At 63.7% G+C, this 18,291-nt stretch carries 19 protein-coding genes; 4 read left to right on the top strand and 15 right to left on the bottom strand.

Annotated features, from left to right (window positions below):
• Positions 1-11 precede the first annotated feature (11 nt).
• The 4 genes from V474_RS02850 to rpmF form a co-directional block, all read right to left on the bottom strand.
• The gene (locus tag V474_RS02850) at positions 12-308 is read right to left on the bottom strand and encodes an integration host factor subunit alpha (protein ID WP_059150022.1); all 297 of its coding nucleotides are present in this window, start codon (positions 306-308) and stop codon (positions 12-14) included.
• Positions 309-415: 107 nt separating this feature from the next.
• Entirely contained in the window at positions 416-1,387 is a 972-nt protein-coding gene (locus tag V474_RS02845; protein WP_059150021.1) for a beta-ketoacyl-ACP synthase III, read from the bottom strand.
• Positions 1,387-2,448, bottom strand: coding sequence for a phosphate acyltransferase PlsX (gene plsX, locus V474_RS02840; protein ID WP_059150020.1), 1,062 nt, complete (start codon positions 2,446-2,448; stop codon positions 1,387-1,389). Before plsX ends, V474_RS02845 begins: the two co-directional genes overlap by 1 nt.
• 29 nt (positions 2,449-2,477) lie before the next feature.
• Positions 2,478-2,657 (bottom strand): 50S ribosomal protein L32, encoded by a 180-nt coding sequence (gene rpmF, locus V474_RS24760; protein WP_082057670.1) that lies wholly within the window; start codon positions 2,655-2,657, stop codon positions 2,478-2,480.
• A gap of 183 nt (positions 2,658-2,840) precedes the next feature.
• On the opposite strand from rpmF, the gene V474_RS02835 reads away from it, so the two are divergent.
• A complete protein-coding gene (locus tag V474_RS02835; protein ID WP_059150745.1) occupies positions 2,841-3,233 on the top strand; it encodes an MAPEG family protein in 393 nt (130 codons plus the stop codon).
• Positions 3,234-3,246: 13 nt separating this feature from the next.
• Here the strand turns inward: V474_RS02835 and V474_RS02830 are convergent, their stop codons facing one another.
• Together V474_RS02830 and V474_RS02825 are read right to left on the bottom strand one after the other, a co-directional pair.
• Positions 3,247-3,969: an MBL fold metallo-hydrolase gene (locus V474_RS02830; RefSeq protein ID WP_059150019.1), complete on the bottom strand. Its 723-nt coding sequence runs from the start codon at positions 3,967-3,969 to the stop codon at positions 3,247-3,249.
• A 41-nt stretch (positions 3,970-4,010) separates the two neighbouring features.
• Complete coding sequence (locus V474_RS02825; protein WP_059150018.1) at positions 4,011-4,661, bottom strand: S24 family peptidase; 651 nt, start codon at positions 4,659-4,661, stop codon at positions 4,011-4,013.
• 99 nt (positions 4,662-4,760) lie between these two features.
• Here V474_RS02825 and V474_RS02820 point away from each other — a divergent pair, with 99 nt between their 5' ends.
• Together V474_RS02820 and V474_RS02815 are read left to right on the top strand one after the other, a co-directional pair.
• Entirely contained in the window at positions 4,761-4,961 is a 201-nt protein-coding gene (locus V474_RS02820; RefSeq protein WP_059150017.1) for a hypothetical protein, read from the top strand.
• Complete coding sequence (locus V474_RS02815; protein WP_236710534.1) at positions 4,951-5,346, top strand: hypothetical protein; 396 nt, start codon at positions 4,951-4,953, stop codon at positions 5,344-5,346. The genes V474_RS02820 and V474_RS02815 overlap by 11 nt, the downstream gene beginning before the upstream one ends.
• An 88-nt stretch (positions 5,347-5,434) precedes the next feature.
• Here the strand turns inward: V474_RS02815 and V474_RS02810 are convergent, their stop codons facing one another.
• From V474_RS02810 to V474_RS02785, 6 genes are all read right to left on the bottom strand, one after another.
• Entirely contained in the window at positions 5,435-7,108 is a 1,674-nt protein-coding gene (locus V474_RS02810) for an acetolactate synthase large subunit (RefSeq protein WP_059150016.1), read from the bottom strand.
• A gap of 178 nt (positions 7,109-7,286) precedes the next feature.
• Entirely contained in the window at positions 7,287-8,225 is a 939-nt protein-coding gene (locus V474_RS02805; protein WP_059150015.1) for a D-2-hydroxyacid dehydrogenase, read from the bottom strand.
• A 110-nt stretch (positions 8,226-8,335) separates the two neighbouring features.
• The gene (gene cysS / locus V474_RS02800) at positions 8,336-9,799 is read right to left on the bottom strand and encodes a cysteine--tRNA ligase (RefSeq protein ID WP_059150014.1); all 1,464 of its coding nucleotides are present in this window, start codon (positions 9,797-9,799) and stop codon (positions 8,336-8,338) included.
• 50 nt (positions 9,800-9,849) lie between these two features.
• Positions 9,850-11,664 (bottom strand): cobaltochelatase subunit CobT, encoded by a 1,815-nt coding sequence (gene cobT, locus V474_RS02795; RefSeq protein ID WP_059150013.1) that lies wholly within the window; start codon positions 11,662-11,664, stop codon positions 9,850-9,852.
• A gap of 390 nt (positions 11,665-12,054) precedes the next feature.
• Complete coding sequence (fsa, locus tag V474_RS02790) at positions 12,055-12,705, bottom strand: fructose-6-phosphate aldolase (protein ID WP_043975260.1); 651 nt, start codon at positions 12,703-12,705, stop codon at positions 12,055-12,057.
• 129 nt (positions 12,706-12,834) lie between these two features.
• Positions 12,835-13,584: a DUF4197 domain-containing protein gene (locus tag V474_RS02785; RefSeq protein ID WP_082699575.1), complete on the bottom strand. Its 750-nt coding sequence runs from the start codon at positions 13,582-13,584 to the stop codon at positions 12,835-12,837.
• A gap of 47 nt (positions 13,585-13,631) precedes the next feature.
• Here V474_RS02785 and V474_RS02780 point away from each other — a divergent pair, with 47 nt between their 5' ends.
• On the top strand, positions 13,632-15,797 hold the full coding sequence (locus V474_RS02780) for a primosomal protein N' (protein ID WP_059150012.1): 2,166 nt from the start codon (positions 13,632-13,634) through the stop codon (positions 15,795-15,797).
• Here the strand turns inward: V474_RS02780 and V474_RS02775 are convergent.
• From V474_RS02775 to V474_RS02765, 3 genes are read right to left on the bottom strand one after another with little or no spacing between them, the layout of a single operon-like run.
• Complete coding sequence (locus V474_RS02775; RefSeq protein ID WP_059150011.1) at positions 15,794-16,696, bottom strand: CPBP family intramembrane glutamic endopeptidase; 903 nt, start codon at positions 16,694-16,696, stop codon at positions 15,794-15,796. The two genes, V474_RS02780 and V474_RS02775, sit on opposite strands and share 4 nt — an antisense overlap.
• Positions 16,693-17,748, bottom strand: a complete 1,056-nt coding sequence (gene ada / locus V474_RS02770; protein WP_236710531.1) for a bifunctional DNA-binding transcriptional regulator/O6-methylguanine-DNA methyltransferase Ada — start codon at positions 17,746-17,748, stop codon at positions 16,693-16,695. The genes V474_RS02775 and ada overlap by 4 nt, the downstream gene beginning before the upstream one ends.
• Positions 17,745-18,224 carry a DUF1203 domain-containing protein gene (locus V474_RS02765; protein WP_059150009.1) on the bottom strand — a complete coding sequence of 160 codons (480 nt, stop codon included), beginning with the start codon at positions 18,222-18,224 and terminating at the stop codon, positions 17,745-17,747. The genes ada and V474_RS02765 overlap by 4 nt, the downstream gene beginning before the upstream one ends.
• Between the last annotated feature and the right edge of the window lie 67 nt (positions 18,225-18,291).

The raw sequence follows: 18,291 nt of genomic DNA, 5'->3' as shown, positions 1-18,291 counted from the left end.
GGGTTCTCCCTTCAATCCTGGGCGATACGGTCCTTCAGCATTTGACTGGCCCGGAACGTCATCACGCGCCTTGGCGTGATCGGCACTTCCACGCCCGTCTTGGGATTGCGACCGACCCGTTCGCCTTTATCGCGAAGCAGGAAAGTCCCGAAGCCCGAGATCTTGACGTTCTCGCCGCTGCTGAGGGCCGAGCACATCTGCTGGAGGATCGACTCCACCATGGCAAGCGACTCCGCCCTGGATATGCCCAGTTTCTTGTGAATGGCCTCGGCGATTTCTGCCCTGGTCAAAGTATCTGTTGAGCGCATCAAGCCCGCATCCCCTTCGTGCGCTGATGCAGTGATAATATGAAAAACCACGAAGAAAGCAATGCTGCGTCCAATATTGAACGCAACTGGGCAAATTCAGGCAACCATTAGACCCGAATCAGGCTCGCACCCCACGTAAATCCGCCACCCATGGCCTCAAGCATGACCAGATCGCCGGCTTTAATCCGCCCGTCACGGACTGCCTGGTCCAGAGCGAGAGGAACCGAAGCGGCAGAGGTATTGGCGTGCTGCCCCACTGTCATGACGACCTTCTCGGCCGGCATGTTGAGCTTCCTGGCGGTAGCATCGAGAATGCGCGCATTGGCCTGATGCGGCACCAGCCAGTCGATGTCGTCGGTAGAAAGTCCAACTTCATCAAGCACTTCTCGTAGAACTTGAGCAAGGTTGACGACAGCGTGCCTAAAAACCTCGCGGCCCTTCATGCGAAGCTTGCCGACTGTCCCGGTGGTCGAAGGACCGCCGTCGACGAAGAGCAACTGGTTGTGCGCGCCATCGGCATGGAGACGGGTGGCGAGGATGCCCCGGGGGTTTTCACCGTCTTGGTCCTGCGCTTCGAGAACAACCGCACCGGCACCGTCGCCAAAAAGAACGCAAGTCGTGCGATCTTCCCAATCGAGGATGCGGCTGAAGGTTTCCGCGCCGATTACCAGCGCGCGCTTGGCCATTCCCGTGCGCAACATCGAATCGGCTACGCCGACGGCATAGAGGAACCCGGAGCAAACGGCGGCAACGTCGAAAGCGATCCCGCCCGCGCGGCAGCCCAGGTTGCTCTGTACGATTGTGGCGCTGGCGGGGAACGTCTGATCAGGTGTCGCGGTGGCCAGCACGATCAGGTCGATCGATGCCGCATCGATCCCCGCTGCCTCTATGGCCTTGAGGCCTGCCTCGGTGGCGAGGCTGGACGTGGTTTCGTCCGGCGCGGCGATGTAGCGGTTGGTGATGCCGGTGCGTTCGACGATCCACTCGTCGGTAGTGTCGACCCGCGTTGCGAGATCGGCGTTGCTGACCGCCTGGCGCGGAAGCGCCGAACCCGTCCCTATCATTACCGAACGTAGCATCAGGCGCTTTCTTCCTGGACACGCGGCATACGCAAGGTCGACCCTCCCAGGCGGGCTAGGTCGGCGGTGATGCGCTCGGTCACGTTTTCCTCCAGGAGCCGGGCGGTGACCGCCACGGCATTGGCCACTCCGGCAGCGTTGGCGCTGCCATGGCTCTTCACCACAATTCCGTTGAGGCCAAGGAATACCGCGCCGTTGTGATTGTTGGGGTCGAGATGGTGCTTGAGCAGTTCGGTCGCCGGTCTCGAGATCAGGAAGCCGATCTTTGAACGCAGCGAACTGGAGAAGCCGCGCTTCAGCAGGTCCGCCACAAAACGCGCCGTGCCCTCGACCGCTTTAAGGGCGACATTGCCGGAGAACCCATCGGTGACGACGACGTCGACTTCGCCGCGGCAAATCTTGTCCGCCTCGGTAAAGCCGTCGAACGACATCGACAGATCGCTGGCTGCACCCCTGAGAATGGCTACGGCGTCGCGCACCTCATCAGTGCCCTTGATCTCTTCACTGCCGATGTTGAGCAAACGCACGCGCGGCTGCTCGCGCCCGGTCGCCACGCGGGCATAGGCAGCGCCCATGACCGCGAACTGAACCAGGTTACGGCTGTCGCACTCGGTGTTGGCACCAAGGTCGAGCATAACGACATCGTTGTCGCCCAGAGTCGGCAGCAGGGCTGCAAGCGCGGGGCGATCAATGCCAGGCATCGTGCGCAGTGAAAGCTTTGCGATCGCCATCAACGCGCCGGTATTACCAGCGCTGACGGCCGCGCCGGCATGGCCGAGCTTTACCGCTTCGATGGCCTTGCCCATCGACGTGCCCTTGGCACGCCGCAAGGCCTGGCTCGGCTTTTCCTCGCCGCTGATGACGCCTTCGGTGTGAAGGATCTCGGAGCTGGCCCGCAAGTTGGGATGCGATTCGAGCGCGGATTTGATCCGCGTCTCATCGCCCACAAGCAGGAACTTGAAGCGGTCGTGCCGGCGGCGCGCGAGTGCGGCGCCATCGATCATGACACGCACGCCCTCGTCACCGCCCATCGCGTCAATGGCGATACGCGGCAAACTCATGGGCTCTCTCCGAAATTCGTCAGGTGTCTTTAAACTTCGACCGCGACGATTTCACGACCGTTGTAGTGACCGCAAGCACCGCACAGGTTGTGCGGACGCTTCAGTTCACCGCAGTTCGAGCATTCATGGAATGCTGCGACCGTAAGCGCGTCATGGCTACGACGCATACCGCGGCGTGAAGGGGAAACTTTTCTTTTAGGGACAGCCATTTCGGCACCTGTTCCTGGAACTGCTGTTCTGTAAAAAACGCCGCCAATGGCCGAAGTCGGACATGGCGGCTTGCGAAGGCGCGCCTATACCTCATTTCAGGCGAGTTGCAACCCGTTACTCCCTCGCTCATGACAACCACGAACGAGCCCAGCCAACAGCAGGCCTACCCGGAGTACCGCGAGATGATTCTTCAAACCACCCTGAGCCTTGCGGCAGCGGCAGCCGTACTAAACTTCTGGCTTGCAGTGCGTACCGGCAAGGTCCGCATTGGCAGCAAAGTATGGCACGGCGATGGCGGTAACCCGATTCTCCTGCAGCGCATGCGCGCACATTCGAACTACGTGGAGAATACGCCTTTCGTGCTGATTCTTGTCGCCGCGATCGAAATGACGGGCAAAGGCGGCACCTGGCTCGAGGTCGTCGGCTCGCTCTATATGCTCGCGCGCATCGCCCATGCCTTCGGGATGGACAAGGCCGAGCAATCGCCGCTGCGCGCAATCGGCTTCATCACTACCGTGCTGGTACTGCTCGGCCTGTCGGCAATAGCCGTGCTGATCGCGCTGGGGCACTTCTGAAGTCCGGTAAACGTCATCCGTAAAGGCCCTGTCCCGGTCGGCGGCCATCGAGCGCATCATCGCTGACATAGGGATTCGTCCGGCGTTCCTGCCCGAAGGTACTGACGGGGCCATGCCCGGGCACGAAGGTCACATCATCGCCCAGCGGCCAGAGCTTCTGCGTAATCGAATCGACTAGGTCTTCCAGATTCCCGCGCGGAAAATCCCAGCGGCCGATGCCGCCCCGAAACAAGACATCGCCGACCATCGCGAAACGGCTTGGCGCATGGTGGAATACGACGTGCCCCGGCGTATGACCCGGGCAGTGGACGACGTCGAGTTCCAGTTCGCCAACGGTCACCTTGTCGCCGTCTTCCAGCCAACGGTCGGGCTCGAAAGTATGCGCCTCCATATTCCAGCGGGGGCCGTCATCGGTCAGCTGGGCGATCCAGAATCGGTCTTCCTCGTGCGGCCCTTCGATCGGGACGCCGAGTTCCTTGGCGAGCACTCCCGCCTGGCCGCAGTGATCGAGATGACCATGCGTGACGAGAATCTTCTCGATTGTGACGCCTGTCTTCTCGATAGCCTGCTTCAGCTTCGGCAGATCGCCCCCCGGATCGACAAGCGCGCCGCGCATGGTAGCCGTGCACCACAAAAGCGAGCAGTTCTGCTGGAGCGGGGTCACGGGAATAATGCCCACGCGCATGGCTTGCTGGACGGGGGCCTGCTGGACGGCCGTATCGGTGTTTTGGGTCATGCCGGCAAAAATGGCCGTACCTCCGCACGATTGCAACCACGCTAAATTCTTCCGCCCTTCCACACGACCCGGCCGATGACCTCCACATCCTGCGGCGCACATTCGACCGGTGGATAAGCAGCGTTGTCGCTGATCAACACGATCACGCCGGAACGGGCAGTGTCGAGCCGCTTGACCAGCAAACTTTCCCCTAAACGCACGACGTGAATCCCGTCACGCCGAGGCCGTAGCGCACGATCCACTAAGATCTCGTCGCCGTCGCGCAAGGTCGGCTCCATCGAATCGCCGCTCACGACGATGGTCGACAGATGGCCCGGCTGGAGCCCCATCGTGCGCAGCCAGCGACTCGAGAAACGGATGGTATCGAAAGCCGCTTCCCCTTCCGCGAGAGAGCCTGGCCCAGCCGAGGCACCGATGGCCAGGCGCGGCACATCGATCCAGTCCGATTTCCTCGACGTGTCGGCAATGGCGTAGGAATTATCCCTCATCCGGCCCAGTTCGTCTTCGCCGACCCCGAAGAACCGGGCGAGCATTCCACGATCCTGCTCTTCCAACCGCCGGGGACTGCCCTTGCGTACAAATTGTTGAAGATAGCTCGGGTTTTTCCCGAGCATTTGCGAAAGCCGCGTCAAGCTGACCCGGCGTTCGTCAGCCAGTTCCAGCAAGCGGCGGCGGGCAGGATCAATTTCCATCTTGTAACCATACTCGTAGGAAATTTCCTAGACAAGTAGGATTTCGAATGGAACATAATGGGAACAGAAAGACGAATCCCACAGAAAGGACCTGCCAGGATGCTCCTGCGCAAGATCGAGCGCTTCCTGCGCGAAACCAAGATGCCCTGGACCAAGTTCGGTCGCCTGGCCGCCCAAGACCCGCGTTTTGTGGCCGATCTGCGCAATGGCCGCCTGCCTCGCGACCAGACAGCCGCCCGCGTCGAGCAGTTCATGAACACCTATCAAACCCGATCGATCGAGGACCGCCATGCCCTGTGATGCCCTTCCCACCCCCGCTTCCCACGACCTGCGCCAAGGCGACGAAACGCCCGCCGCACCTGCCCGCTCCCAGCGCGGCCCATGGCTGCGGCTATTGGCGGAAATGCTGCAGTTGGCCGGTGGGTCCGCGCAGTTCCTGCTCCACACCGAAAAAGCGTGGTCGAGCGCGACCTTCACCGGATCACGCCACGTCGTGGTGCTCGAATTCCATGGCGTCGATGGGATAGTGCAGGGCGAGGACTATGTTGCCGCCCTGCCCGAGCATGAGTTCACCATAGCCGGCCAGATTGTGGCCGACGCCTCAGTGATCGCGGTGGAACACCACGTCTCTCCGCAACCGCGCATGACGGTGGAGGCGCAGTTGCTACTTCTGGAAGACTGCTGAAAAAACGCCGATCAGGGCGCGAGTACGAAAAAAGGCCCGTCATCCCCAAACAGATGACGGGCCTTGTTTCTACAAGCGATGCAAATTCTCAGAGGGCCCGGGACATTTCCTTGATCTCGGTATTGAGGATGCTGTCGTTCTCGGAATAATCGACCGGGCAGTCGATGATGTGCACGCCCGGCGTATCGCGGCAATGGACGAGCAGTTCCTGCAGGTGCCCCGAGCTTTCCACGCGGTACCCGTTGGCGCCGTAAGCCTCGGCGTACTTCACAAAATCGGGATTGCCGTAGGACAGGCCGAAGTCGGCAAATCCCATGTTCGCCTGCTTCCAGCGGATCATGCCATAGGCATTGTCGTTCAGGATCAACACCGTCAGGTCGAGACCGAGGCGAACCGCCGTCTCCACTTCCTGGCTGTTCATCATGAAGCCGCCATCACCGCACACCGCCAGCACCTTGCGCCCCGGATAGACCATCGCGCTTGCCATGGCCGAGGGCAGCCCGGCTCCCATCGTCGCCAGCGCATTGTCGAGCAGCACCGTGTTCGGGCCGCGCGCGCTGTAGCCGCGCGCGAACCAGATCTTGTAGATCCCGTTGTCTAGGCAGATGATCGCATCGTCGGGCAGCGCATCGCGCACCTGCTGGACCGCATGCGGCGGGAAGATCGGGAAACGCTCGTCGGCGGCCAGCTTTGCAGTGTGCTCCACCTCGGCCTGGCGGTAGCGCAGCATCGCGTCGAAGCTCCACTTTTCGGACGGGGTGATGGCTTCCTTGATCTGCCACATGGCATTGGCGATATCGCCGATCACTTCGATATGCGGGAAGTAGACGGGATCGACCTCGGCCGTCTTGGTCGAGACGTGGATGACGGTCCGGTCGTCGCGGGTGCCGTCGTTGGTCATGAAGAAAGGCGGCTTCTCGATCACATCATGCCCGATATTGACGATGCAGTCGGCATCCTCGATCGCGCGGTGCACGAAATCGCCGGCCGACAGCGCGGCGCAGCCGAGGAATTTGGGGTGACGCTCATCGATCACGCCCTTCCCCAGCTGTGTGGTGAGGAACGGGATGCCGGTCTTCTCGACAAATTCGCCGAGCATCTTGCTGGTCATCTTCCGGTTGGCGCCGGCGCCGATGACCAGCACGGGCCGCTTCGCCTTCTGCAGCGCGTCGACCGCCTGAACGATCGACTTCACGTCCGCCGTGGGTCGGCGCACGATCGAGCGCGGCACAGGGCGCGAGTCGGTGTGTTCGTCTGCGATATCCTCGGGCAGTTCAATATGAGTGGCGCCCGGCTTTTCTTCCTCCGCAATGCGGAACGCCTCACGCACGCGGCTGGGGATGTTATCCGAGGACGCCATCTGGTGCGCGTACTTCGTGATCGGCTGCATCATCGAAACCACGTCGAGGATCTGAAAACGGCCCTGCTTGGACTTCTTGATCGGCTTCTGGCCCGTGATCATCAGCATCGGCATACCGCCCAGCGTCGCATAGGCGGCCGCCGTCACGAAGTTCGTCGCGCCCGGACCCAGGGTGGAAAGGCACACGCCCGCCTTGCCGGTATGCCGCCCATAGGTCGCAGCCATGAATCCGGCACCCTGCTCATGCCGGGTGAGGATCAGCTTGATCTGCTTGGAGCGGGAAAGCGAATCGAGAAAATCGAGGTTTTCCTCTCCCGGAACGCCGAAGATGTACTCGACACCTTCCTGCTCCAGACATTCTATGAACAAGTCCGATGCCTTGCGCTTGTCGCTTTCAGCCATAATCCGCTTTCCCCACATTTCGTTGCCGGCTTGTACCGTGCGGCCGGTTGCTCCCGAGGCTGATACGCGATTTGCCTCGGGCATCTCCCTGATGAATTCGATAGCCTCCTGGCAAAACTAATAGGAACAGGCGCGCGCGTACACCCGAAGAATGACGGATGGGATCAGCATTGTCGCATCAGTAACCTTGCGAAAGGTCGACTTGATGTTCGAGCGCTTCACCCCGGCAATAGCGTTCGAGGTTACCGAGGAACCGCGCCGTGCCCCGCGCCAGCAGCGCATCCTGCGCGCGGCCCGACAGGTGCATCGAGATATGCACATTCTGGCGCGACCACAACGGATGGTCGGACGGCAACGGCTCAGGCGTGGTGACGTCGAGGAACGCGCCGCCCAGATGTCCCGAATCGATCGCCGCCAGCAGCGCATCCTGATCGAGGACGGTGCCGCGCGCGAAGTTGAGCAGGCTCGCACCCGGCTTCATCGCGGCGAACTGGTCCGCGCCGAACATGCCGGTGGTTTCCGGCGTGGAGGGCACTATCAGGATCACCCAGTCGAACCTGCCCAGAGCGCCCTGCCACTCGTTCTGGCCAAGGTCGCCGGGACCGGGACGGCGGCGCGCGCTGGTGACCTTGGCCCCGAAAACCCGCAGCATTTCGGCAATGCGCGAGCCGATCTCACCTGCGCCGATCACCAGCACTTCGGCATCCAGCAATTCACGCTTGCCAGGAGGTTCCATCAACCATTCGTGACGATCCTGCGCCCGCACGACCTCGCGCCAGCCCTTGGCCATCGTCAGCATTCCCATGACCGCGTATTCGGAAACCGTCTGCGCATGAATGCCCGCGCCGTTGGTGAGGGCCACACCGCGCGCGCGCAAAATAGGCAGCGGCAGCCAGTCGACGCCCGAGGACATGGCATTGTACCACTTCAGGCCTTCCATCAGCGAAATCGCCTCGGCGGCCACTGGCGGTTTTATCATGTCCAGCCATGCCACTTGCGCGCGCGGCGCCAGCGCCATGAGTTCGTCGGTGTCGCTGAACCACAAAGGCTCGACGCCCTCAGGCAGCTTGCCCTCAAGCAACGGGCGCGAAAGGGCGTTGAGAACGGCGACGGTCATGGGCAGCTCCGCTGGACGGCAAAGACCCAAACTCGGCGCGGTAACCGGCGGTTACAAGAGCGGGTTTTGCATCAGCGTTGCCGCCCTGCGCATCGCAGCGCCGAGAACTTTCAGCCCAGCTTCCACTCCCAGCCGAGCGGATCGCCGTCCATCGCCTCGACGCCCTTGGCGGCAAGTTCATCGCGCAGGGCATCGGAAGTCGCGAAGTCCTTCTCGGCACGGGCCTGCCTGCGGCGGGCCAGCACGTCGTCGATCTCCGCTTCAGCGATCGCTGCCGTCTTGGGACGCAAGCGAAGGTCGGCGCGCGAAGTGCTGAACAGGTCCAGGCCCAGCACCGCGTCCATCGCCTCGACAACCGCGCGCTTGGCCGAAGGATCAACCTTCTTTGCGGCAAGCACCTCCTCCAACGCAGTCAGCGCTATGGCCGTGTTGAGATCCTCGCCGATCGCCTTCTCGAACGTTTCGAGCATTGGCGCCAGCTTGGGATTCCCGAACGCCGCCGACCCATCGACCGCTTCCACATCGGCGAGGCGCTCGGCCACGATAATCATGCGCTTGAGGCGCACGAGCGCGGCGGCAAGGCCTTCCCAGCTGAACTCCAGCTCGCTGCGGTAATGCGCCTGAAGGCACATCATGCGGTAGCCCAACGGGTGATAGCCCTTGTCGATCAGCAGTTGCAGGCGCAGGAACTCGCCCGAAGACTTGCTCATCTTGCCGGAGCGTTCGACGAGAAAATTGTTGTGCATCCACACTCTGGCGCCCGAATTTGCGGGAACATCCAATCCATTCGTGCAGCAGAATGCCTGGTTCTGGGCGATCTCGTTGGGGTGGTGGATTTCGCGGTGATCGATGCCGCCGGTGTGGATGTCGAACGGAAAGCCTAGCAGGTCGCCGCTCATCACCGAGCATTCCAGGTGCCAGCCGGGAGCGCCCGCACCCCAAGGCGAATCCCACTCCATCTGGCGCTTCTCACCCGGCGGCGTCTTGCGCCAGATCGCGAAGTCGGCGGCGTTGCGCTTGCCGTCGACGGCCTCGATGCGGCCCTCGCCCTCGTCCGTCACCGCGCGGGCGAGGCGGCCGTAGTCGGCCACGGTCGAAACGTCGAAGTAAAGGCCACTTTCGATTTCGTAGCAGTGGTTTGGCGCGATCTTCTCGGCAAATTCGATCATCTGCGGCACGTAATCGGTGGCGATTGACCACTTCGCAGGCTGCCGGATATTGAGCGCGGCGATGTCGGCCCAGTAAGCCTGTGTGTAGTGCGCCGCGATGTCCCAGATCGACTGCGCAGCCACGCGCGCCATCTTCTCCATCTTGTCCTCGCCGGCATCAGCGTCGTCGGTCAGGTGGCCGACGTCGGTGATGTTGATGACGTGGGTGAGCTTGTAGCCCTTGTGGCTCAGTGTCCGCCCCAGCACATCGGCGAAGACGTAGGCGCGCATGTTGCCGATGTGGGGATAGTTGTAGACCGTTGGCCCGCAGGTATAGACGCGCGCTTCGCCCTGATGAACAGGCCGGAACGGCTCAAGCTGGCGGGTAAGGCTGTTGAACAGCGTCAGGTTCGATGCGTCGGTCATAGGCCTAGGCGCATAAGCGGCGAAGCGGCGCAGTCAAGCCGCGCCGCCGCTCACTCCTCCTCGAACAATCCGGCCAGTTGTTCGATCATCGTGCCGCCGAGTTGTTCGGCGTCCATGATCGTCACGGCGCGGCGGTAGTAGCGGGTTACGTCGTGGCCGATGCCGATGGCGACAAGCTGGACCGGCGACTTCGATTCGATCCATTCGATCACCCGGCGCAGGTGCGCTTCGAGGTAACCGGCGGAATTCACCGAGAGAGTGGAATCGTCCACCGGCGCGCCGTCGGAGATGACCATCAGAATGCGGCGGTCCTCCTGCCGGGCGAGCATCCGGCTATGCGCCCACAGCAGCGCCTCGCCGTCGATGTTTTCCTTCAGCAGGCCTTCGCGCATCATCAGGCCGAGGTTCTTTTTGGCCCGGCGCCACGGCTCGTCAGCCTTCTTGTAGACGATGTGGCGCAAATCGTTGAGGCGGCCAGGATGCGCGGGCTTGCCGCTGGCAAGCCAGGCCTCGCGGCCCTGTCCGCCCTTCCAGGCGCGGGTGGTGAAGCCCAGGATCTCGACCTTGACGCCGCAGCGCTCCAGCGTGCGCGCGAGAACGTCGGCGCTGATCGCGGCGATCGAGATCGGGCGTCCGCGCATCGAGCCGGAATTGTCGAGCAGCAGGGTGACGACGGTGTCCTTGAACTCGACATCGCGCTCAACCTTGTAGGACAGCGACTGCCCCGGCGAAACGACCACGCGCGCCAGCCTGGCGGCATCGATCAGGCCTTCTTCCTGGTCGAAATCCCACGACCGGTTCTGCTGTGCCATCAGGCGGCGCTGCAGGCGGTTGGCAAGGCGCGTCACCACGCCCTGCAGCCCCTTGAGCTGCGCATCGAGATAAGCGCGCAGGCGGGTGAGTTCTTCCTCGTCGCACAAGTCCGATGCACCGACGACTTCGTCGAAGGCCTCGGTGAAGACCTTGTAGTCGAAACTGTCGGGAATGTCGGTCCAGGGGCGGTTGGGACGCACGGGGAGCATCCCCTCGTCCCCTTCCTGTCCCTCCTCGCCTTCCTCCATGTCGTCGGACGTTTCGCCCTCCGATTCGCTTTCGCCTTCATCCTCGCCGGATGCGGGTTCGGCGGCCATTTCGGCTGGGTTCTGGTCCTGACCCTGCTCGCCGCCGTCCTCCTGCTCCTCGGTCTCCTCGTCGCCGTCCATATCGTCGGCTTCGTTGGGTTCCTGTGGGACTTCCTCGGAGCGGGTCAATTCCAGGTGCTGGAGCATGTCGAGCGAAAGCGACTGGAAAGCGCGCTGGTCCTCCAGCGAACTGGCCAGCGCATCGAAGTCCTTGCCGGCCTTCTGCTCGATCCATTTGCGGACCATGTCGACACCGGGGACGGCAATCTCGGGGATCGGCTGGCCGGTCAGCTTCTCGCGCAGCAGCAGCGCCAGTGCGGTCGGGATCGGCACTGCGTCAGGCGTATCGGCGCGGGAAATCGGGTCCGACGCGATACGCGCCATCAGTGCCGCGTCGAGGTTATCGGCCATGCCGGCATAGGCGTTGGCGCCCAGCGCCTCGTAGCGCACCGCCTCGACCGCATCGTAGGCAGCGCGCGCCGATGGCTCGGAAGGAGCCTTGCGCATGTGCAGCTTGTCGTCGTGGTGGCGCAGTTTCAGCGCGAAACTGTCGGCATAGCCACGGGCCTGCATGGCGGCTGCGCGTGGCAGGCTGCGGCCGGGCATCGGCACGCGGAAGGTGGTGCCGGTGGAACTGGGCGCGTCGGACGTCCAGTTGACCTCCACCTCCGTCTCCTGCGCGATGGCGCGCGAGGCGCCGGTGAGGACGGACTTGAAGCGGTCTGCGGGAGATTCGTCGGACATGCACCCCAGCTAGCGCATGACGGCGCGCGGCTCAAATGAGCGATGTGTCAGGGGGTGGTTTAGCGGGGGGCTTCGACAGGCTCAGCCTGAGCGGAATTTCGAAATCACGGTGTTTCGATACCGTTGTACTTGCCCGCTTTCGTCATCCCACGTCCGTCACCCTGAACTTGTTTCGGGGTCCATCGCGCCGTCCGTCCCGCCCCTCGAAATCGGAAAATCGACAGGGCCGATGGCGAAACCGCGTTCCAGTTATGGCTGCCCGGTGGACCCTGAAACAAGTTCAGGGTGACGGGGTGTGATGAGCATGGATATGCGATGGCGGCGGAGGTTTTGGGTAGGTCCCAGGCCATTTTCCGTCGTCCCGGCCCATGCCGGGACGACGGATCAGGATCAGATCGACTGGCCGGTCTTGGCCCAATCGGCCATGAATCCTTCGATGCCCTTGTCGGTCAGGATGTGCTTGAACAGGCCCTTGATGACGGCCGGCGGCGCGGTCATCACGTCGGCCCCGATCTTGGCGCACTGCAGGACGTGCACGCCGTGGCGGATCGAAGCGGCGAGGATCTGCGTCTCATAGGCGTAGTTGTCGTAGATCAGGCGGATGTCGCTGATCAGGTCGATGCCATCGAAGCCATTGTCGTCGTGACGGCCGATGAAGGGCGAGATGAACGTCGCGCCGGCCTTGGCGGCGAGCAGCGCCTGATTGGCCGAGAAGCACAGCGTCACGTTGACCATAGTGCCTTCGCCGGTGAGAGCCTTGCAGGTCTTCAGGCCGTCGATGGTGAGCGGCACCTTGATGCAGACGTTGTCGGCGATCTTGCGCAGCACTTCGGCCTCGCGCATCATGCCGGCGTGGTCTAGCGCGACGACTTCGGCGCTGACCGGGCCATCGACGATGCCGCAGATTTCGCGCGTCACTTCCATGAAATCACGGCCCGACTTGGCAATGATGGAGGGGTTGGTGGTCACGCCGTCGAGCAGGCCGGTGTCGGCAAGCTCCTTGATGTCGGCGATATCGGCGGTGTCGACGAAGAACTTCATGGTGCTGGTCCTGTAAGGCTGGCCAAGGGGGCGATTCTTGCGCGCCCTATAGGGAAAGGCCGGCGACGGGGCCAGTACCGTCGCACCGCAGCGCGGGGGAAGCGAACCTGTCGCAGCCCCCGCGATCACTCACAGCAGTCTTAGGGCCGCGATCAGTACCGGATCGTTGGTTGCAGCCGGGTTGGCACGGATTTCCCCTTCTTGGGCGCCGATCTCGTACCAGATGGCGTTGTCAGCGCCCAAAGCGAGAGCATGGGCGGCGTCCGTGATGTTCACACCCGTCAGTGCCGCAAGCGCCTGCGACAGAATCGGATCGTCAGCCACGCTCATCACCCGGCCCAGTTCCGGGATCATCGCGTTGACAAGCGAGGGGCCCATCGACTGGCGCAGATAAGTCGTCGCCGCCGTGCTGCCCCCGCGCAGCAGCGCAAGAGCATCGCTGACAGTCAGCCTGCTCACCGCGTCGTTGACCAGCGGCGCCGCAACGCGGGCACCGTCTTCGGCGACATTGTTGAGTTCATGCTGCAACTTCTCGCGGAACAGCGGCGACTTCAGAATTTTCGCGGCCGCCGAACCCGAGCGTCCGAACAGCACCGGCATGTCGATTCGGGACACTGCGCTGTCCCAGAAACCGTCAGGCTGGGTTAGCCTTGCGAAGGCACGCTGGCTGGAAAGGGTCAGCAACCGCTGGATCACGTCCGTCGTGCTGGGCTTGCCCATCGTCGCGCAGCCGGGCAGCGCCAGCAGCGCACCCGTCGCAAGAATACCCGCGACCACCGACCTGCGGTTGACGCCCTGCGCCATGCCGACGGGGGCCATCAGGCCTTCGATAAAACCATCTTCCCGCATTCCATCCACGCCCGATCCCCAATTGCGCATCTTCCACTCCTTCACGAGCCAATCCGCCAGTGCCTATATGGCACCAGATGAAACGTGTCCGACTCCTTGTCTTCAACGCTGCCCTCGGCGTCCTCGACTATCGCGTACCGGAAGGGATGACGATAGAATTCGGATCGATCGTCGTCGCGCCGCTCGGACCGCGGCAGGTACTAGGCATCGTCTGGGAGCCTGAACGCCTCAGCGGCAAGGAAGTGCCTGAATCGAAACTACGACCTTTGTTGGAAGTGATGCCCGCCCCGCCCATCCCCGAACGGCTGCGGCGGTTGATCGAGTGGACGGCTGATTACTACTGCGCGCCGCTGTCCTCTGTGGCCCGCATGGCGCTGGGCAGCATGGCGGCGCTGCGCGGCGGCGGCACCACGACGGAATACCGGCTGACCGGCACCGAACCGGCGCGCCTCACGCCCCAGCGCGCCGCCGCGCTCGACGCCCTGCAGCACGAGCAAGGCTCGATCCGCGAACTGGCGGAGCTGGCCAGCGTCTCCGAAGGCGTGCTGCGCGGGATGGTCGGCGCGGGGCTGCTCGAACCGGTGGTGGTCGACCTCGACCGGCCCTACCCCGCTGCCCGGCCGGCATTCGCCGTGCCTCAGCTCAACGACGAACAGCGCGCGGCGGCGGACATTTTCGTCGGCGCCGTTACCGAGCGCAAATTCGCCCCCTTCCTGCTCGACGGCGTCACCGGCTCCGGCAAGACCGAGTGCTATTTCGAAGGCGTGGCCGAGGCGATCCGCGAAGGCCGCCAGGTGCTGGTGCTGCTGCCCGAGATCGCGCTGACCGAAAACTTCCTGCGCCGCTTCGAACACCGATTCGGCGTGCAGCCGGTGCTCTGGCACTCCTCCCTCAAGTCCAGCGAGCGGCGCCGGGCGTGGCGCGCGGTCGTGCTCGGCAGCGCTCAGGTCGTCGTAGGTGCCCGCTCGGCGCTGTTCCTGCCTTATGCGAATCTGGGCCTGATCGTGGTGGACGAGGCGCATGAAATCTCATTCAAGCAGGACGACGGGGTGCGTTACAACGCCCGCGACGTGGCGGTGATGCGCGCCAAGTTCGAGAAGGTTCCGGTCGTCCTCGCCAGCGCCACTCCCGCGCTCGAATCGATGCAGCTTGCCGAGGCAGGCGTCTACCGCAAGATCGATCTCGTCGGGCGGTATGGCGGCGCACAGCTGCCTGACATCCAGATTTTGGATCTGCGCAGTGAAGTGCCCGAACGCGGCCGCTGGCTGGCGCCCCGGCTGGTAGAGGCGATGAAGGACCGGCTGGCCAAGGGCGAACAGTCGCTGCTGTTCCTCAACCGGCGCGGCTATGCGCCGCTGACGCTATGCCGCCACTGCGGCTTTCGATTCCAGTGCCCCAACTGCACCGCCTGGCTGGTGGAGCACCGCTTTTCCAAGCGGCTGGCCTGCCACCACTGCGGTCATGAAGTGCCCGTGCCCGAGGCCTGCCCCGAATGCGGCACCGGTGACTGCCTCGTCGCGTGCGGCCCCGGCGTGGAGCGCATCGCTGACGAAGTGGCGGAAATCCTGCCCGAAGCCCGTACCGCGCTGGTCACCTCGGACACGATGAACACGCCCGAGGCGATCGGCGATTTCGTCGCGATGGCGGAAGGGCGCGCGATCGACATCATCATCGGCACACAGCTCGTCACCAAGGGCTACCACTTCCCCGAACTGACGCTGGTGGGCGTAGTCGATGCCGATCTCGGCCTCGAAGGCGGAGACTTGCGTGCGGCGGAGCGCACCTATCAGCAGGTCGCACAGGTCGCCGGACGCGCCGGGCGCGGGGCAAAACCGGGCGAAGTGCTGATCCAGACCCGCCACCCCGCCGCCTCGGTGATCCAGGCCCTCGCCAATGGCGACCGCGACGCCTTTTATGCCGCCGAAACCGAGGCCCGCCGCGATGCCGGCGCTCCCCCATTCGGCCGCTGGGCGGCGATCATCATCAGTTCCGAGGATCAGGCGGAAGCCTTGTCCGCCGCCCGCGCCATCGGCGGAACCGCGCCGAACCTTCCGGACATGCTGGTGCTGGGCCCGGCCCCCGCGCCCCTGTCCCTGCTGCGCGGACGCCACCGCTTCCGCCTGCTCATCAACGCGCGGCGTTCGGCCGAATTGCAGAAGACCTTGCGCGAATGGCTCGACCCACTCGAATTCCCGCGCGGGGTGCGGGTGAACATCGACATCGACCCTTATTCGTTCGTCTAGGCCGCGGTTCGCTTCCAGCGCGGCGGCAGGAACCGGCCCTGGCGATGGGCGTAGATCAGCAAGACGACGCCCGCGCTGCTCGCCGCGACCAGCGCCACGGCCGAAGCCTCCAACCCGAAGGCGCCGCCGGTAAGCCATTGCGGGCCCATCAACCGCGTCTCGAGCAGGCCGACGGGAGGCTTGCCGCCAGATACCGGGATCGAAAAGACCCACCCTTGGGTGAAATTCCAGGCCATGTGCAGCCCGATTGGCGCCCATAACCTGCGCGTCACCAGATAGGCCGAACCCAGCAGGATGCCTGCTTCGCAGGCGATGGCGAATGCGGCAAACAGGGTCGCGCCAGGATTCGTCAGATGCGCCAGTCCAAAGAACGCCGATGTCGCCGCCAGCGCCACCCATGTCCCGAACATCGCTTCGAGCTGGCGCTGAATGACACCGCGAAACAGTGTTTCCTCGATCATCCCGCTAGAAAACGCGATGCCAAGCCATATCCATAATTCACCCATACCCCGCAGGCCCGTCACCGAAAACCCGCCAAGCAGCGCGACTATGCCGGTTATCAGGGTGAACAGGGCCGCCCCTCCCAATGCACCTGCGGCCATTTCGTGCACGGCGCGCATACGCCGGGCAGGCTCGCGCGGCGCTCGCTCCACCCAGCGACGAAAGGCAAAGTAAGCAAGGAGGCTGCAAGCGCCGGTCACCACCCCGGTCAGTGCCGCAAATATGGATGCACCGCCCGGCAGAAGCAGCTTGAGAATAATGGCAGGCAGAGTTGCTCCCAGGATCACGAGGAGGGCACCCAGCGGCAACAACGTCAAAGGATGCGCCGTGAACCGCCGCAGGCGTCCCGGCCGCGCCTTCTCCGGTGCAGGCAGCGGGCTGGCCCCGTTTGTCGTCATTCCCCTGCTCGCTCGCGCCGCAGCAATTCGCGCTTGATCGCCTCGCCGTATGCATAGCCGCCGACGGTGCCGTCGGAACGGATGACGCGGTGGCAGGGGATCAGCACCGCCACGTTATTCGCGCCGTTGGCCGAGCCTGCCGCGCGTACTGCGCCGGGCTTGCCAATGGCAGCGGCGATCTGCGCGTAGTTGCGTGTTTCGCCCGAGGGAATACGCTGCAATTCACGCCACACCGCTTCCTGAAAAGCCGTGCCCTGCACATCGAGCGGGATGATTCGGGAAGTGCCCGGTTTCTCCACCGCACCGACGACATCCGCTAACAGGGCCGCAAAATCCTTCCCACCCTCAACCAGTTCAGCCTTCGGAAAGCGCGTGGCCAGGTCCTGATACCGTTCCCCGAAGGACAGCCGGCATACGCCCTTGTCCGTAGCGGCGACCAGCATTTCGCCAAGGCTGGTGGGCACGACCGCCCAGCGGATCGTCACGCCGCTGCCGCCGTCACGCCATGCGGACGGTGTCATGCCCATCCTCGCGCGGCTCGCTTCGTAGAAACGCGAGGGCGCACCGTAACCTGCCTCGTAGATCGCTTCGGTAACACTGGTGCCTTGGCTGAGCGCTTCCCCTGCCCGCTCGGCCCGGCGGGCGCGCAGGTATTCGGCGGGCGAAATTCCGACCGCGCGCTTGAACACGCGTTGAAAATGGGCGGGGCTATACCCTACTTCATCCGCCAACCGCGCCAGGGACGGCACTTGCTCGACATCGGCAAGAGCGCCAAGCGCGCGCTTCACCGCTTCCTCGTCGCGCGCGAGGTCGCCCGGCCGGCAACGCAGACAGGCGCGCAGCCCTGCTACTTCCGCCTGCTCCGGATCATGAAAGAAGCGCACGTTCTCACGCCGGGGATGGCGGGCCGAACAGGACGGGCGGCAATATATGCCCGTCGACAGCACACCGGTGACGAAGCGACCATCGAAGGCGCGATCGCGTGCAAGCACGGCCTGCCACGCCCGCTCGTCGCTTACGCTTTCACCAACCTCGATAGGTTCGGGCTTCACAGTCCGTCTCCATGGCGCTCGATGCGCGCCGCGAAGCATCCATAGGCCGCATTGTGCGCGTGTATGCAAGCTACCTGGGGTATCGCCAGCAAGGCCCGTATGGCAACGTCCGCCTCATCCGGTGCAGCAAGGCTCGCCGCGTGCAGCATGCCTTGCGCATCGAACCCGCGCAGCGACAATGCCCGCCCCGAGAAGACCGGCGGCAGGCAATCGACGAAAGCCTGCGCCTGCTCCGTGTCCTCCCGGACATATATCGCATGGGCGCTGCGGTACGGATTGGCGACATCGTGGCTGGTGAAATTCAGCAGGATCAGGCTCTCGCCCGCCCTCGCATCCTCCAGGCTGACCCGGCAGGGAAAGCCGCGATCAGCGTCGGCGAACACCCGTCTCGCGTTCATACGCCCAAGTTCTTCTGCGGTCTTGCCGTAATACTTCACGAAGGCGCCGCGCGGCAGGCCGGCGATTCGATAGGCCATCGGAAAATCTCCTCTGCGAATTCACGACGCTCATTGCACCGCCCGGATTCCAGAGCCTTCCCGCCTG

The sequence above is a fragment of the Novosphingobium barchaimii LL02 genome, assembly GCF_001046635.1.
GTDB classification, from domain to species: domain Bacteria; phylum Pseudomonadota; class Alphaproteobacteria; order Sphingomonadales; family Sphingomonadaceae; genus Novosphingobium; species Novosphingobium barchaimii.
Note: the sequence above shows the minus strand (reverse complement) of the source record. Positions and strands in the feature narration are given on the sequence as shown.

What these genes read in the sequence shown, in the direction of transcription:
- V474_RS02775 (WP_059150011.1), bottom strand. Translation starts at nt 16,696, where the DNA reads ATGACGACAAACGGGGCCAGCCCGCTGCCTGCACCGGAGAAGGCGCGG.
- plsX (WP_059150020.1), bottom strand. Translation starts at nt 2,448, where the DNA reads ATGAGTTTGCCGCGTATCGCCATTGACGCGATGGGCGGTGACGAGGGC.
- V474_RS02835 (WP_059150745.1), top strand. Translation starts at nt 2,841, where the DNA reads ATGATTCTTCAAACCACCCTGAGCCTTGCGGCAGCGGCAGCCGTACTA.
- V474_RS02805 (WP_059150015.1), bottom strand. Translation starts at nt 8,225, where the DNA reads ATGACCGTCGCCGTTCTCAACGCCCTTTCGCGCCCGTTGCTTGAGGGC.
- rpmF (WP_082057670.1), bottom strand. Translation starts at nt 2,657, where the DNA reads ATGGCTGTCCCTAAAAGAAAAGTTTCCCCTTCACGCCGCGGTATGCGT.
- V474_RS02825 (WP_059150018.1), bottom strand. Translation starts at nt 4,661, where the DNA reads ATGGAAATTGATCCTGCCCGCCGCCGCTTGCTGGAACTGGCTGACGAA.
- V474_RS02850 (WP_059150022.1), bottom strand. Translation starts at nt 308, where the DNA reads ATGCGCTCAACAGATACTTTGACCAGGGCAGAAATCGCCGAGGCCATT.
- cysS (WP_059150014.1), bottom strand. Translation starts at nt 9,799, where the DNA reads ATGACCGACGCATCGAACCTGACGCTGTTCAACAGCCTTACCCGCCAG.
- V474_RS02810 (WP_059150016.1), bottom strand. Translation starts at nt 7,108, where the DNA reads ATGGCTGAAAGCGACAAGCGCAAGGCATCGGACTTGTTCATAGAATGT.
- cobT (WP_059150013.1), bottom strand. Translation starts at nt 11,664, where the DNA reads ATGTCCGACGAATCTCCCGCAGACCGCTTCAAGTCCGTCCTCACCGGC.
- V474_RS02845 (WP_059150021.1), bottom strand. Translation starts at nt 1,387, where the DNA reads ATGCTACGTTCGGTAATGATAGGGACGGGTTCGGCGCTTCCGCGCCAG.
- V474_RS02780 (WP_059150012.1), top strand. Translation starts at nt 13,632, where the DNA reads ATGAAACGTGTCCGACTCCTTGTCTTCAACGCTGCCCTCGGCGTCCTC.
- V474_RS02815 (WP_236710534.1), top strand. Translation starts at nt 4,951, where the DNA reads ATGCCCTGTGATGCCCTTCCCACCCCCGCTTCCCACGACCTGCGCCAA.
- V474_RS02830 (WP_059150019.1), bottom strand. Translation starts at nt 3,969, where the DNA reads ATGACCCAAAACACCGATACGGCCGTCCAGCAGGCCCCCGTCCAGCAA.
- V474_RS02785 (WP_082699575.1), bottom strand. Translation starts at nt 13,584, where the DNA reads ATGCGCAATTGGGGATCGGGCGTGGATGGAATGCGGGAAGATGGTTTT.
- V474_RS02820 (WP_059150017.1), top strand. Translation starts at nt 4,761, where the DNA reads ATGCTCCTGCGCAAGATCGAGCGCTTCCTGCGCGAAACCAAGATGCCC.
- fsa (WP_043975260.1), bottom strand. Translation starts at nt 12,705, where the DNA reads ATGAAGTTCTTCGTCGACACCGCCGATATCGCCGACATCAAGGAGCTT.
- V474_RS02765 (WP_059150009.1), bottom strand. Translation starts at nt 18,224, where the DNA reads ATGGCCTATCGAATCGCCGGCCTGCCGCGCGGCGCCTTCGTGAAGTAT.